Below are 13,805 nucleotides of genomic sequence, written 5' to 3'. Positions count from 1 at the left end.
TCCGTGACCGGCCCCCGCGGCCCGCCCGCACCAGCCCTTCGCCCCGACCCACCGCCCCTACCTGAGGAGAGAGAGCGAGCAGTGGCAGACGACAAGACGTTCGACGAGTTCCTGGAGGCGGTCGCGTCCCTGCGTGACAGCGACCCCGTGCGCACCACCGCGCACACCTCCAACGCGGCCACCGAGACCTGGCTGGCCACCACGGTGCAGCCTGACGCCGCTGAGCCCACCACCGAGTCCTGACCCGCCACGGGGCCGGGCCCGTCCCGGTCCGGCCCCGTTCCACTCCCGGAGCCCCAGATGAGCGCTCTCTTCCCGGAAGCCCTGGTCGCCCTCGGTGGCATCGCCCACCACCAGCGCCAACGGACCAACCGCATCGCCTCCGTGCTCGGCAACCGCCTCGGCTCGTCCGCTCTCGACTACGCCGTCGCCCACCACCTCCTCGAAGGCGCCGAACACGCGGCGCGCGCCCGGGACGCGGACCGCCTCGCCTGGTCCCGCCGTACGACGGTGCGAGACCTGACCCACCTGTCGACCGGCCCGCACATCGTGCTCAACCCGCACCCCGCGGACCTGCTCCGCTCGGAGATCTCCGAAACCGCGTACTACCTCCTCGGCCCCGACACCCGCCCAGCCCCACCCGAGGCCCTTGCCCTCGTGCGTGCCGCCCTCGCCTCCGCGACCGAGCACGGCTTCGGCACCCTGCTCACCCAGCACGCCCCCGTCATCTGCCTGCTCAACCGCCGCCGGCTCGACGAGACCCTCCACAGCTGGGCCCTCACCCGCCTCCCCGGAACCGTCTTCACCGACTACACCACCCACCCCGAGGTCCTGGCCCGCGACCTGATCCACGAGGCCGCCCACAACTGGCTCAACGACGCCCTGGCCGCACACGACGTGCGCCTCCCCGCCGACGTCAGTTTCTTCTCCCCCTGGCGAGGAACCCCTCGTCCCGTATACGGCTTCCTGCATGCCTGCTGGGCCTTCTCCCTCACAGTGCTGTACGCGCGGCGGGCCTGCTGCGGCGCCACGGGTGCTGTGGCTTGCTTCCTTGACACCCACCTGCGCCAACAGGAGGGCCGGTTCGTCTCCGTACTCGATTCGCTCGCGGGGGCACTCTCGTTCGTTCCCACTGAAGCAATCCGTGATCGCATCAACCGGGCCGTGGGCGGGGTCGTGTCACCGGCGTAACCGCCATCGGTTGTTCCGGCAATGCCTCCAGCTCGACTGGCCACGGGCCCCGTTCCCAGGGGAACGGGGCCCGGACCGCGTCACGCCGCCAGCGACCAATGAACGTTCTCCGAGAACGGATCGAGAACGGCAAGCTGAGGTTGGACGAACACCACCGACATTCCCGACCGGGTCGTCATGCGACTCGTTTGAATACGCACCGCGACGCGCACCCGACCACCGGGAGGAACTACCTCAGCCGACAGCGTTCGCACGGCCTCGGAAAAGTCCCAGGATTCCGAGGTCAGTCGGAATACACCAAGGTCTTCCGCTCCTGCGATGCTGAGCATCAGCGACACTGCAGGGCGCGAGCCGGTGCCTGCCCGCGCCTTGACCATCTCGTCGCAAGTCCTTATGCGCCCTTTGGCCTTGCTAGCCTCCGACCGAGTCAAAACCGCGGAACCCGCCTGGTCCATTCGGACGGTAGCGGGCCCCCGCCGTCGGACAGAGTTGCGAACGAGTGGAGTCGGGCCGGCGAGTGTCGCTTCGACGGCACTCCGGCCCAGAAGCACCTCGGTGGCTCCGGCCTGCCCCTGCGCTTCCCTCATCCTTCCTCCGAGCCGGGCGGCCAGGTCCGCAGCCTTCGCCTCGTCGTTGGTCAGGATCGCCCATGTGGGCTCGTCGGTAGACCGACCGTGCTGGTAGGCAATGTGCAACTCACCCGTGATCAGTGCGGTTTCCGGGTTCGACATTTGAGCTCCTGGCGTTCGCTCGATTGAGGACCACCAGGATGCGCCCGATGCCCGGACTTGACAGTGCCGCGCGATCCGTCAGAGGCCTTCAGAGGCCTGCAGTCCGGAAACTGCCGCTCAGGCTCAGGGGGTCCTGCTCGGGACCGTGCAGGATTCCCGGCACCCACCGCACCGGGGCAGATGCCGAGAACATCGTCACCCTGACCCCGAAGTCCAGCAGAATCTCCTTGCGGCCTTGGACATCCGGGGCCTTCATCCATCGGTCCTCCACCGTTTCGCCAGTGGGGCGCTGCACCATGCCGGGCGGTCGCTGAGGCTCGCTCTCCAGCTCCTTCAGCTCGCGGGAGAGCTCGATGTAGCGCTCGCGATACCACTCGGCGTCGTCGGACTGGTCGTAGAGGCCGGCCTCACGGTCGGCGCGCAGGCGCTGCTGGCTGGCCTTGACCTCGGCGATGCGATCGGCAACGCCGTTTCCGGAATCGTAGACCGTCTCCACGATCGCACCGTGCCCGAACTTCTCCAGGAACCACCCCTCGACCAGGGCGTCGAGATTCGCGACGCGCATATTGGGAGCCGGGCGGCAATGCTGCGCGCGCTTCCAGCCCTTGTTCCGGGCGGTGCACGCGTAGCGGGGCGGAGCATCGGCGGACGTCTGGGTGAAGAGACGGTTGTGGCACTGGCCGCACAGCGCCACTTCCGTCAGGAGGTACGACCGGTTGGTCTTGCGACCCCGATACGGGGTGTCCCTGGCACGGAGCACCTCCTTCAAAGCGTTGTGCGTGGTGCGGTTCCACAAACCCTCGCTCAGGCGCACCGGGTTTCCCGTCCGGTCGATGACGGGCTTGCCCTGGTGGACGAGGTAGCCCATGGCCGCCTCAGACAGCAGCATGTTGCGCAGGCTCGTGGGGTACCAGGGGCGCCCACCGGCCGGCTTGCCGTACATGACGGCGAGGTGATCGGTCGGCGAGAGCTCGCCAAGACGGTTGAGGCGAGCGGTCTCGCTGCTCACCGACACGTTCGCGGGGTCGGCGAGGATGCGGTGGGCGACGGTGCGAAGGACCCCGGCCGCGTGCGGGTGGAGCTCGACGCGGTCGACCCGGCCGTTCGGCACGTTGCGGACGTACTGGAAGCCGTACGACGGCTTGCCCTTCGGGCGGCCCGCGGCGCGCATCTTCTTGGTCGCGTCGCGGTTGCGCCGCTGGATGGCGCGCAGCTCCATCTGCGCGCCCCACGCCTCCATGGTGAAGCGGTTCTCGTCGTTCGGGTCGTCGAGGTTCCAGACTCCCTCGTGCCCGTACGTGACGAGGAGCTTGCCCTCGTCACGCATCTTGTAGCCGGTGTTGAGGCAGTCGACCACGTTGCGGCCGAGCCGGTCGACGGCTGCGGCGACGAGCCCGTCGTACTTGCCCCGCTCGTCGCGGAGCCACGGACCGAGCTTCGGTCGGGTCATCGGGTCGGTGGCGCCGGACACCTCCCAGTCGTCCGCCCAGTCGATGATGTGCCCGCCGATGGCGGCGGCAGCCGTCAGCACGTCCTCCCGCTGCCGCTCCGGCGAGGTCGTGGCAGCCTTGACCCGCGACAGCCGGCGTACTCCGAGCAGGCACTTTCCGCAGCCGTCGTACGGCCGCTCGATCTCGTCCATGGTGGTATCGCGCATCTTTCTCCCGTTTCGCCGGAGCGTAAGGAGAATCGGCGGCCACACCCAGGACGATCTTGATCAGCTCGATCAGCCCAGGAAGCTCAACCGCACTTGACGGTTGTCTTTGTCTTTATTGGTGTCGACGAGGCAGATCGACTGCCAGGTGCCGAGGCTGAGGCGGCCCGCGATGACGGGGAGGGTGGCGTGGGGCGGGAGGAAGGCGGGGAGGACGTGGTCGCGGCCGTGGCCGGGGCTGCCGTGGCGGTGCTGCCAGCGGTCGTCGGCGGGGAGCAGGTGGTGGAGGGTCGCCAGGAGGTCGCTGTCGCTGCCGGCGCCGGTCTCCAGGACGGCGAGGCCGGCGGTGGCGTGGGGGACGAAGAGGTTGAGGAGGCCGTCGCGGCCGATGGCCGTCTCCGTCAGGAAGTCCTCGCAGGCGCGGGTCAGGTCGGTGACCGTCTCCCGGGGGCCGGTGGTGAGGCTGAGGACGCGGGTGGTGAAGGACTGGGACATGGGGCCATCCTGCCGTCCGGACGGCGGTGGCGCGCGGCCTCGGGGCGGGGTGTCGGCGGCTGGTGGGGAAGATCCCGCACCCCGGCACAGTTGGTAGAAGCGTGAACGAATCTTGGGTGGACGTGGTGGTGGTCGGGGCCGGTCAGGCGGGGCTGTCCGCCGCGTTCCATCTGCGGCGGGTGGGGCTGGAGCCGGAGCGGGACTTCGTGGTGCTCGACCACGCGCCGCGCCCGGGCGGGGCGTGGCAGTTCCGGTGGCCGTCCCTGACGTACGGGAAGGTGCACGGGATGCACGCGCTGCCGGGGATGGAGCTGGTGGGCGCCGACGCCGCCCGGCCCTCGTCCGAGGTGATCGCGGGGTATTTCGACGCGTACGAGCGGCGGTTCGGGCTGCGGGTGCACCGGCCGGTCGACGTGACCGCCGTCCGGGAGGGCGCCGGCGGGCTGCTGCGGGTGGAGAGTTCGGAGGGGGCGTACGCGACCCGGGCGCTGATCAGCGCCACCGGGACGTGGGACCGGCCCTTCTGGCCCCGGTATCCCGGGCAGGAGACCTTCCTCGGCCGCCAGCTGCACACCGCGCGGTACCCGGGCCCCGAGGCCTTCGCCGGGCGGCGGGTGATCGTGGTGGGGGGCGGCGCCTCGGCGACGCAGCACCTCCTGGAGATCGCGGAACACGCCGCCGGGACGACCTGGGTGACGCGGCGCGAGCCGGTCTTCCGGGAAGGGTCGTTCGGCGAGGCCGAGGGGCGGGCGGCCGTCGCCCTCGTCGAGGAGCGGGTCCGGCAGGGGCTGCCGCCGCGGAGCGTGGTGTCGGTGACCGGGCTGCCCCTCAACGACGCCGTCCGGGCCGGTCTGGCGAGCGGCGTGCTCGACCGGCAGCCCATGTTCGAGCGGATCACGCCGACCGGAGCGGTCTGGGCGGACGGCCGTACGGTCGACGCGGACGTGATCCTGTGGGCGACCGGCTTCCGGCCGGCCATCGACCACCTGGCCCCGCTGCGGCTGCGGGGTCCGGGCGGAGGCATCCGGCTGGAGGGGACCCGCGCCGTCCTCGACGAGCGCGTCCACCTGGTGGGCTACGGCCCCTCCGCCTCGACGATCGGCGCCAACCGGGCCGGTCGCGCCGCCGTGACCGAGATCCGCCGCCTGCTGGCGCGCGGGCCGGAGCGCGCGCGGGAGACCGTCACGGTCTGAGCGAGCCGTCGCGCGGGCGCCGCCACTCGCGCTCGGGCGCGTACCCGGGCCCCTCCTCCAGGAGGACGGCGCTCCGGCTGAGGAGGACCTGGGTGAGGACGTCGTGGGCGAGGGCGAGGTGACGTTCGTCCGGGTGGGTGGTCAGCCGGATCTCCACCCAGGCGTCGTCGAAGTCCACCCCGCTGACCCGGGCCACCCGCCTCGCCTGCCAGGAGGTGATGGGAGACCAGATCCAGCGACGCCGCCTGAGTCGTCTGAGCTGCTTCATGCGCTGCCCAACGAGCCGGCCGCCCTCTCGATGCGATGGGAATCGGACGATATCGGGGCAATTCCACCGCCGGTCAGTCGCCGCCTTCCTGTCGTCGCCTCTCGTTGAACTCGGTGACGTTCGCCTGATGGGTCGCGTAGTCGGCGGTGAAGCGGGTGTCGCCGGGGGTGACGGTGACGAAGTAGAGCCAGTCGCCCGCCGGTGGGCGGAGTGCGGCGGCCATGGCCTGCTCGCCGGGGTTGCCGATGGGGGCGGGCGGGAGGCCCTTGTGGGCGTAGGTGTTGTAGGGACTGGTGTTGCGGGTGTCCTCGACGGTGGTGTCGACCGTGCTGCGGTCCAGGGCGTAGTTGAGGGTCGAATCCATCTGGAGGGGCATGCCGCGGGCGAGGCGGTTGTGGACGACGCGGGCGACCTTGGCCATGTCCTCGGGGGTGTCCGCCTCGGCCTGGACGATGCTCGCGACGATCAGCGCCTGGTGGGCGGTGAGGCCCTGGGCCCGGGCGGCCTCGGCGGTGGCCGGGGTGCCGAAGCGGCGATCGGCGGTGGCGACCATGTAGCGGAGCAGCCCCTCGGCGGTGGTGCCCTCGGGGAGCGGATACGTGGCGGGGAAGAGGTAGCCCTCGGGGTTTCCCGCCGCCTCGCGCGGGAGTCCGAGGGCCGCGGCGGGGGCGGTGGCGGCCTTGCGGGCGGTGCCGTCGGGCAGGGCGAGGGCGCGGTCGACGGCCTCGTACACCTGGGTGGAGCGCCAGCCCTCGGGGACGAGCAGCGTGGGCGGCGCGGGCGGGACGGGCGGCGTGGCGGGCTCGTCGCGCGGGAGGAGCAGCAGGAGGGGGACGGCGGTCGCGACGGCGAGCGCCAGCAGCGCCCCGGCGATGACGGCCAGCCGTCCGCGGCGGGTGAGCCGGGGGCGGCGGCGGGGTGCGTACGGGGAGGTCGGCCGGTACGGCATGGGCGCACCGTAACCCGGCGGTCCGGGGATTCCGGGGAGCCCGCGCACACGGCGGCGCCGCCGGCCCCCTGGGACGGGGAGCCGGCGGCGCCGGGAGCTGCGTGCGTCAGACGAGCCAGCCAAGGAAGTGGAGGACGCCGGCGAGCAGATCGGTGATGACGTTCATGGTGGTGCTTCTCCTCGTACAGGTGTTTCGTGGGACAGCGCAGTCGCGGTCTGCAGCCCGTCGCTTGCGCACCGTAATCATCCGACGCCGCACGGGAGTTGAGCAATGAATCCGGGGACGATCACACGTTCGCGGGAACAACCGCTCGTGCGTTCGCCTGTTCGTCGCGGCGGACCAGGGCGGCGTACGTGCCGTCCTTCGCCATCAGCTCCTCGTGGGTGCCGCTCTCCGCGATCCGGCCCGCCTCCAGGACGACGATCCGGTCCGCGTCGCGGACGGTGGAGAGACGGTGGGCGATGGTGAGGGTGGTGCGGCCCGCGGAGAGGGCGTCGATGGCCTGCTGGACCGCGCGCTCGGTACGGGTGTCGAGGGCACTGGTCGCCTCGTCGAGGATGAGCACCGGCGGGTCGCGCAGGATGGTGCGGGCAATCGCCAGGCGCTGCTTCTCGCCGCCGGAGAAGCGGTGGCCCCGCTCGCCGACCAGGGTGTCGTACCCGTCGGGCAGCGAGGCGATGTGGTCGTGGATCTGGGCGGCGCGGGCCGCGGCCTCGATCTCCTCGTCGGTGGCGTCGGGCTTGGCGAAGCGGAGGTTGTCGGCGACGGAGGCGTGGAAGAGGTACGTCTCCTGGGAGACCAGGCCGATCGCGCCGGCGAGGGTGTCGAAGCCGAGGTCGCGGACGTCGACGCCGTCGAGGGTGACCCGGCCGTCGGTGACGTCGTAGAGCCGGGGCACGAGGTGGCCGAGGGTGGACTTGCCGGAGCCGGTGGGGCCGACGACGGCGAGGCTGCCCCCGGCCGGCACGGTGAGGTCGATGCCGTCCAGGGTGGGGCGGCCCGCGCCCTCGGGGTCGTAGTGGAAGCGGACCCCCTCGAAGCCGATCTCGCCCCGGACGGCGTCGGGGCGGACGGGCTCTTCGGGCTCGGTGATGTCGACCGGGAGGTCGAGGTACTCGAAGATGCGCTGGAAGAGCGCGAGCGAGGTCTGGATCTGGACGCCGGTGGACAGCAGGCTCACGGTGGGCCGGAAGAGGCCCTGCTGGAGCGAGACGAAGGCGACCAGGGTGCCGAGGGAGATCGCGCCGCCGGCCTGCGCGGCGAAGCCGGCTGCCCAGTAGAGCAGGGCGGGCATGGCGGCCATGACGATGCCGATGACGGACATCCGCCAGCGTCCGGCCATGGAGGAGCGCACCTCGAGGTCGACGAGGCGCTCGGACTCCCGGGAGAAGGACTCGGTCAGCGAGTCGGCGCGGCCCATGGTGCGGCCGAGCAGGATGCCGCTGACGGAGAGCGACTCGGTGACGGTCGCGGCCATGGCGGCCATCTGCTTCTGGCGCTGGGTGGTGATCCGCTTCCGCTCGTCGCCGACCCGGCGGCTGATCCAGACGAAGACGGGGAGCAGGAGCAGGGAGAAGAGGGTGAGCCGCCAGTCGAGCGCGAGCATGGCGACGACGGTGGCGACGACGGCGGTGAGGTTGGAGACCAGGGAGGTGGCCGTGGAGGTCACGGTGGCCTGCATGCCGCCGATGTCGTTGGCGATCCGGGACTGGACCTCGCCGGTCCTCGTCCGGGTGAAGAAGGCCAGCGGCATCCGCTGGAGCCGGCCGTAGACGGCGGTGCGCAGGTCGTGCATGACCCGCTGGCCCACCGTGGTGGAGATCAGGGTCTGGAGCACGCCGAAGACGCCGGTGAGCACGGCGGTGCCGATCATGCCGAGGACGAGCAGGCTGAGCAGCCCGGTGCGCCCCTGGGGGATCGCGGTGTCGAGGATCTCCTTGAGGAGGAACGGGGAGGCGACCGAGACCAGCGAGGCGGCGGCGACCAGGAGGCCGACGAGCCCGAGGCGGACGCGGTAGGGACGGAAGAGGCCGAGGATGCGCCGCAGCTGGGCGGGCTCCTTCGGCTGCGCGGGATCGCGCGGCGGTGGTGTCCAGGTGGACTCGTCGTGGGGACGCATGGGCTCCTTCGCAGGATCGGGTGCGAGGGTGTGCACTTCGGACTGTAGCTCACACTTACCTATGTTCACAATGAGCGTGGTCCTGATAGTGTTCCCGCATGAACACCCCCGCCCCGTCCGCCCCCGACCCCGACGGGCTCCTCGCCGAGCAGCTGCTGCGGCTCACCCGCCGACTGCACCGCATCCAGAAGCGCCACCTGGAGCCGGTCGGCATCACCCCGGCCCAGTCCCGGCTGCTGCGGACGGTCGCCCACTACGGGGACGCCCCGCCCCGGATGGCCGACCTCGCCGCCCGCCTCGAAGTGGTCCCCCGCGCCGTGACCAGCCTCGTCGACGGCCTGGAGGCGGCCGGGCGGGTGCGCCGGGTGCCCGATCCGAGCAACCGCCGGGTGATCCGGATCGAGCTCACCGACGAGGGGCGCGCCACGCTGCGGGAGCTGCGCAGCGCGCGCCGGGCGGCCGCAGAGGACATCCTGGCCCCATTGACCGTCGAACAGCGCGAGGTGCTCGGAGGCCTGCTGACCGCCCTGGCCGGGCCCGTCCCGGAGGGCGGCTGCTGACGCCGCCGGAGCCCGCGCCGAGGGGAGCCGTGCCATGCCGCTGCTGGAACCGAACCCGCGGGCCCTCCGCCCGGGCCGGAAGCGGACCCCGGCCCCCGACCGGGTCCCGGACCTCCAGGCGCGCGGCACGCCGCGGCGGCTGCGGGAGGAGCTGGGGGCGCTCCTCGGGCCCGAGAAGATCCTGTCCGGCGTCTCCGACCTGGTGCGGTACGCGTCCGACGCCAGTCCCTACCGGTTCCTGCCGCAGGTGGTCGTGGTCGCCGAGGACGTCGACGACGTCTCGACCGTGCTGTCCTACGCGCACGGCAAGGGCCGCGAGGTGGTCTTCCGGGCCGCCGGGACCAGTCTCAACGGGCAGGCGCAGGGCGAGGACATCCTCGTCGACGTCCGCCGGCACTGGGTCGGCGTGGAGGTCCTGGACGGCGGCGCCCGCGCCCGGATCCGCCCCGGCACCACCGTCGTCCGCGCCAACGCGGCCCTCGCGCCGTACGGCAGGGTGCTCGGGCCCGACCCGGCCAGCGCGGTCGCCTGCACGATCGGCGGGGTCGTCGCCAACAACGCCTCCGGGATGACCGCCGGGACCACCCGGAACTCCTACCGGACGGTCGCCTCGCTCACCTTCGTGCTGCCGAGCGGCACGGTCGTCGACACGGCCGATCCGGCCGCCGACGAGGAGCTGGCCCGGGCCGAGCCCCGGCTCTGCGCGGGGCTGCTCGCGCTGAAGGCCGAGATCGAGGCCGACGCGGAGCTGACGGACCGGATCCGCGCCAAGTACCGGATCAAGAACACCAACGGCTACCGCCTCGACGCCTTCCTGGACGGGGCCACCCCCGTGGAGATCCTGCGCGGCCTGATGATCGGCTCGGAGGGCACCTTCGGTTTCCTCTCCGAGGTCGTCTTCGACACCCTGCCGCTCGACCGCTTGGTCTCCACCGCGCTGCTCTTCTTCCCCTCGCTGCCCGCCGCCGCGGCGGCCGTGCCGCGCTTCACCGAGGCCGGGGCGCTCGCCGTCGAGCTGATGGACGGCAACACCCTGCGGGCCTCGGTGAGCGTGCCCGGCGTCCCCGCCGACTGGGCGGAGCTGCCGAAGGACACCACCGCGCTGCTCGTGGAGTTCCGGGCGCCGGACGAGGCGGCGCTCGCCGCGTACGAGGAGGCGGCGGACGAGGTCCTGGCCGGGCTCGGCCTGATCGCCCCGGTGGCCTCCGCCGCCAACGCCTTCACCCGGGACGCGGGCACCATCGGCGGCTACTGGAAGGCCCGGAAGGCCTTCGTGACGGCCGTCGGCGGCTCCCGCCCCTCGGGGACGACCCTGATCACCGAGGACTTCGCGGTGCCCCCGGCACGGCTCGCCGAGGCCTGCGCCGAGCTGCTCGACCTGCAGGCCCGGCACGGCTTCGACGCCGCCGTCGCCGGTCACGCCGCCCACGGCAACCTCCACTTCCTGCTCGCCTTCGACGCCGCGGACCCCGCGGACGTCGAGCGGTACGCCTCCTTCATGGACGACTTCTGCAAGCTCACCGTCGAGCGGTTCGACGGCTCGCTGAAGGCCGAACACGCCACCGGCCGCAACATCGCCCCCTTCCTGGAGCTGGAGTGGGGCCCGAAGGCGACCGAGCTGATGTGGCGGACCAAGGAACTCATCGACCCCGACGGGGTCCTCGCCCCCCGGATCGTCCTCGACCGCGACCCGCAGGCCCATCTGCGCGGCCTGAAGACCATCCCGTCCGTGGAGCGCGTCGCCGACCCCTGCATCGAGTGCGGGTTCTGCGAACCGGTCTGCCCCAGCCGCGACCTGACGACCACCCCGCGGCAGCGGATCGTGCTGCGCCGGGAGATGCTGCGGCAGGCCGACGACTCCCCCGTGGAGCGCCGGCTCCTGGAGGCGTACGGTCACGACGCCGTCGACACCTGCGCCGGCGACTCCACCTGCAAGCTGGCCTGCCCGGTCGGCATCGACACCGGCGCGCTGATGAAGGGGTTCCGGCACGAGCGGCACTCCCCGCGCGAAGAGCGGATCGCCGCCCTCGCCGCGCGGCACTTCCGGGCCGTGGAGGCCTCCGCGCGGCTCGCGGTGGGTGCCGCCGACCGGGTCGGGGACGGCCTCCTGGAGCGGGTGACCGGACTCGCCCGCAAGGCCGTCCGGCCCGACCTCGTACCGGAGTGGCTGCCGGAGATCCCCGGCGCGGCGCCCCGCCGGCTGCCCCGCACCCACCGGCCGGCGGCCGTCGCCGTCTACTACCCGGCCTGCGTCAACCGCGTCTTCGGCCCGCCGGACGGCACGCCCGGCCCCTCCCTCCCCGAGGCCGTCGTCGCCGTCTCGGCCCGGGCCGGGAAGCCCGTGTGGATCCCGGACGACGTGGTCGGCACCTGCTGCGCCACGATCTGGCACTCCAAGGGGTACGCGCGGGGCAACGAGGTGATGGCCAACCGGATCGTCGAAGCCGCCTGGGGCTGGACCGCCGGGGGACGGCTCCCGCTGGTGGTGGACGCCTCCTCCTGCACCCTCGGGATCGCCCGCGAGGTCGTCCCGTACCTCACCGACGACAACCGCGCGCTGCACGCGGAACTGACCGTGGTGGACTCCCTGGTGTGGGCCGCCGGGGAACTCCTCCCCCGCCTGGAGGCCCGCCGGACGGTGGGCTCGGCGGTCGTCCACCCCACCTGCTCGATGCTGCACCTCGGGGACGCCGACCGGCTCACCGAGCTCGCGGAGTTCTGCGCCGACGAGGTCGTCGTGCCGGTCGACGCGGGCTGCTGCGCCTTCGCCGGCGACCGGGGCATGCTCCATCCGGAGCTGACGGCCTCGGCGACGGCCCGGGAGGCCGCCGAGGTCACGGCCCGCCCCTTCGACGCCCACCTCTCGGCCAACCGCATGTGCGAGATCGGCATGGACCGGGCCACCGGCCGCCGTTACCGCTCGGCGCTGCTCGCCCTGGAGGAGGCGACCCGCCCCTGAGCCGTCCCGGCCGTCGAACCCGGCCGTCAGGCCCGGACGTCAGACCCGGACGTCAGACCCGGCCGTCAACGGGAACAGGGCCCCTCACCCTCACAGGTGAGGGGCCCTCCCCATGTTCGATTACCGACCGTCCGGTGCCGCGCATCGGCGGGAGATCCGGAACAGTAAAGTCCAACGACCCGCCGCAGGAGTCCAAACAGGCATCCTTGCGCGCCACAGGTCACAGGGGCCAGGGTCCTGAGCGGGATTCATGAACCAGCCGCCCGGACAGCCTCTGGAGGTTCCATGAACGAGCAGTCTCCCCACGACCCGAGCCGCCGGTCGGTCCTCAGGACCACGGCGGGAGCCGCCGGCGCGAGCCTCGGCCTCGGTGCCTTCGCCGCCGGTACCGCCCACGCCGCGGCCGGGGCCGCCGCGGCGCCGAAGCGCCAGGGCGCCACCATGGCCGGCGTGCCCTTCGAGGGCCGCTCCACCGTCCGGGTCGGCATCATCGGCCTCGGCAACCGCGGCAGCAGCATGATCGACAACTTCCTCGTCGTCCCGGGCGTCCGGGTGGTCGCCGTCTGCGACCCGGTGCGCGCCAAGGCCGAACGGGCCGCCGCCAAGGTCACCGCCTCCGGGCAGCCCGCCCCCGCCGTCTACACCAACGGCGAGGACGACTACGAGAAGCTGTGCGCCCGCACCGACCTGGACTTCGTGTACGTGGCCACGCCCTGGGAGCTGCACTTCCCGATGGCCCGGGCGGCGATGCTCAACGGCAAGCACGTCGGCGTCGAATGTCCCGTCGCCATGGAGCTGCAGGAGCTGTGGGACCTGGTCGACCTCTCCGAGCGGACGCGGCGCCACTGCATGCAGCTGGAGAACTGCTGCTACGGGCGGAACGAGCTGCGGGTCCTGCGGATGGCGCACGCCGGGAAGTTCGGGCAGCTGCTGCACGGCGCCGGGGCGTACAACCACGACCTGCGGGGCCTGATGTTCTCGCCGACGTACTACGAGGGGCCCTGGCGGCGGCGGTGGCACACCCGGCTGCGCGGCGACCTCTACCCCAACCACGGCTTCGGCCCGGTCGCCAACTACATGGACGTCAACCGGGGCGACCGCGTGGTCAGCATCAGCAGCTTCGGCACGCCGGCGCTCGGGCTCGCCGAGTACCGCGCCGCCCACGTGCCGGCCGGCGACCCGAGCTGGAAGGAGTCGTACATCGGGGCCGACCGGACCATCAGCATGGTGCAGACGGCCAAGGGCCGGGTCATCCGGCTCGAACACGACGTGTCCACCCCGCACCCGTACAGCAGGATCAACAGCCTGGGCGGCACGAAGGGCGTCTTCGAGGACTACCCGGCCCGGATCTACATCGAGCCGGACCACACGGACGACCGGTGGGCCGACTTCTCCGCGTACGCCGACGAGTTCGACCACTGGCTGTGGAAGGAGCACGCCAACCCGCCCGGCGGGCACGGCGGCATGGACTACATCATGGTCTTCCGGCTGATGCAGTGCATGCGGCTGGGGCTCGTGCCCGACTTCGACGTGTACGACGCGGCGACGTGGACCGCGCCGGTGCCGCTGAGCCACGCCTCCATCCGGGCGAACGGCGCGCCGCAGCAGATCCCCGACTTCACGCGCGGCGAATGGCGCCGGGCCCGCTCGGGGATGGACTCGCCCCGGCCCGCCTGAGCCGCCGG

The 13,805-nt window shown here is 72.3% G+C and carries 12 protein-coding genes; 6 read left to right on the top strand and 6 right to left on the bottom strand.

Annotated features, from left to right (window positions below; translation table 11 throughout):
• Positions 1 to 81: 81 nt before the first annotated feature.
• Together IE245_RS14345 and IE245_RS14340 are read left to right on the top strand one after the other, a co-directional pair.
• A complete protein-coding gene (locus tag IE245_RS14345; RefSeq protein ID WP_158718651.1) occupies positions 82 to 243 on the top strand; it encodes a hypothetical protein in 162 nt (53 codons plus the stop codon).
• Positions 244 to 300: 57 nt separating this feature from the next.
• Positions 301 to 1,191, top strand: a complete 891-nt coding sequence (locus IE245_RS14340; RefSeq protein ID WP_189947263.1) for an aKG-HExxH-type peptide beta-hydroxylase — start codon at positions 301 to 303, stop codon at positions 1,189 to 1,191.
• A gap of 80 nt (positions 1,192 to 1,271) precedes the next feature.
• Here IE245_RS14340 and IE245_RS14335 read toward each other — a convergent pair whose 3' ends face one another.
• The 3 genes from IE245_RS14335 to IE245_RS14325 form a co-directional block, all read right to left on the bottom strand.
• A complete protein-coding gene (locus tag IE245_RS14335; RefSeq protein ID WP_189947261.1) occupies positions 1,272 to 1,922 on the bottom strand; it encodes a hypothetical protein in 651 nt (216 codons plus the stop codon).
• 88 nt (positions 1,923 to 2,010) lie between these two features.
• Positions 2,011 to 3,564, bottom strand: a complete 1,554-nt coding sequence (locus IE245_RS14330) for a recombinase family protein (protein ID WP_229851268.1) — start codon at positions 3,562 to 3,564, stop codon at positions 2,011 to 2,013.
• Positions 3,565 to 3,648: 84 nt separating this feature from the next.
• Positions 3,649 to 4,071 carry a secondary thiamine-phosphate synthase enzyme YjbQ gene (locus IE245_RS14325; protein WP_189947256.1) on the bottom strand — a complete coding sequence of 141 codons (423 nt, stop codon included), beginning with the start codon at positions 4,069 to 4,071 and terminating at the stop codon, positions 3,649 to 3,651.
• 101 nt (positions 4,072 to 4,172) lie between these two features.
• Here IE245_RS14325 and IE245_RS14320 point away from each other — a divergent pair, with 101 nt between their 5' ends.
• Entirely contained in the window at positions 4,173 to 5,264 is a 1,092-nt protein-coding gene (locus IE245_RS14320; RefSeq protein ID WP_229851267.1) for an NAD(P)-binding domain-containing protein, read from the top strand.
• Here IE245_RS14320 and IE245_RS14315 read toward each other — a convergent pair.
• From IE245_RS14315 to IE245_RS14305, 3 genes are all read right to left on the bottom strand, one after another.
• Entirely contained in the window at positions 5,254 to 5,532 is a 279-nt protein-coding gene (locus IE245_RS14315; RefSeq protein ID WP_189947254.1) for a hypothetical protein, read from the bottom strand. The genes IE245_RS14320 and IE245_RS14315 overlap by 11 nt on opposite strands.
• 73 nt (positions 5,533 to 5,605) lie before the next feature.
• On the bottom strand, positions 5,606 to 6,481 hold the full coding sequence (mltG, locus tag IE245_RS14310) for an endolytic transglycosylase MltG (RefSeq protein ID WP_189947252.1): 876 nt from the start codon (positions 6,479 to 6,481) through the stop codon (positions 5,606 to 5,608).
• 287 nt (positions 6,482 to 6,768) lie between these two features.
• Complete coding sequence (locus IE245_RS14305; protein WP_189947250.1) at positions 6,769 to 8,601, bottom strand: ABC transporter ATP-binding protein; 1,833 nt, start codon at positions 8,599 to 8,601, stop codon at positions 6,769 to 6,771.
• Between the two features lie 98 nt (positions 8,602 to 8,699).
• Between IE245_RS14305 and IE245_RS14300 the strand changes: the two genes are divergently transcribed.
• The 3 genes from IE245_RS14300 to IE245_RS14290 all read left to right on the top strand — a co-directional run bounded on the left by IE245_RS14300 (position 8,700) and on the right by IE245_RS14290 (position 13,797).
• On the top strand, positions 8,700 to 9,161 hold the full coding sequence (locus tag IE245_RS14300) for a MarR family winged helix-turn-helix transcriptional regulator (protein WP_189947248.1): 462 nt from the start codon (positions 8,700 to 8,702) through the stop codon (positions 9,159 to 9,161).
• A gap of 34 nt (positions 9,162 to 9,195) precedes the next feature.
• Complete coding sequence (locus IE245_RS14295; protein WP_189947246.1) at positions 9,196 to 12,120, top strand: FAD-binding and (Fe-S)-binding domain-containing protein; 2,925 nt, start codon at positions 9,196 to 9,198, stop codon at positions 12,118 to 12,120.
• Positions 12,121 to 12,405: 285 nt separating this feature from the next.
• Positions 12,406 to 13,797: a Gfo/Idh/MocA family protein gene (locus tag IE245_RS14290; RefSeq protein WP_189947244.1), complete on the top strand. Its 1,392-nt coding sequence runs from the start codon at positions 12,406 to 12,408 to the stop codon at positions 13,795 to 13,797.
• Positions 13,798 to 13,805 lie beyond the last annotated feature (8 nt).

Origin of the sequence: Streptomyces roseolus (genome assembly GCF_014649855.1) — a bacterium.
Classification (GTDB): Bacteria; Actinomycetota; Actinomycetes; order Streptomycetales; family Streptomycetaceae; genus Streptomyces; species Streptomyces roseolus.
The sequence above is the reverse complement of the archived record's forward strand: the minus strand, read 5'-3'. Positions and strand labels throughout refer to the sequence as shown.

Excerpts from the sequence above, each read along its gene's own strand:
- IE245_RS14340 (WP_189947263.1), top strand. The coding sequence starts at position 301 with ATGAGCGCTCTCTTCCCGGAAGCCCTGGTCGCCCTCGGTGGCATCGCC.
- IE245_RS14335 (WP_189947261.1), bottom strand. The coding sequence starts at position 1,922 with ATGTCGAACCCGGAAACCGCACTGATCACGGGTGAGTTGCACATTGCC.
- IE245_RS14330 (WP_229851268.1), bottom strand. The coding sequence starts at position 3,564 with ATGGACGAGATCGAGCGGCCGTACGACGGCTGCGGAAAGTGCCTGCTC.
- IE245_RS14325 (WP_189947256.1), bottom strand. The coding sequence starts at position 4,071 with ATGTCCCAGTCCTTCACCACCCGCGTCCTCAGCCTCACCACCGGCCCC.
- IE245_RS14315 (WP_189947254.1), bottom strand. The coding sequence starts at position 5,532 with ATGAAGCAGCTCAGACGACTCAGGCGGCGTCGCTGGATCTGGTCTCCC.
- mltG (WP_189947252.1), bottom strand. The coding sequence starts at position 6,481 with ATGCCGTACCGGCCGACCTCCCCGTACGCACCCCGCCGCCGCCCCCGG.
- IE245_RS14305 (WP_189947250.1), bottom strand. The coding sequence starts at position 8,601 with ATGCGTCCCCACGACGAGTCCACCTGGACACCACCGCCGCGCGATCCC.
- IE245_RS14300 (WP_189947248.1), top strand. The coding sequence starts at position 8,700 with ATGAACACCCCCGCCCCGTCCGCCCCCGACCCCGACGGGCTCCTCGCC.
- IE245_RS14295 (WP_189947246.1), top strand. The coding sequence starts at position 9,196 with ATGCCGCTGCTGGAACCGAACCCGCGGGCCCTCCGCCCGGGCCGGAAG.
- IE245_RS14290 (WP_189947244.1), top strand. The coding sequence starts at position 12,406 with ATGAACGAGCAGTCTCCCCACGACCCGAGCCGCCGGTCGGTCCTCAGG.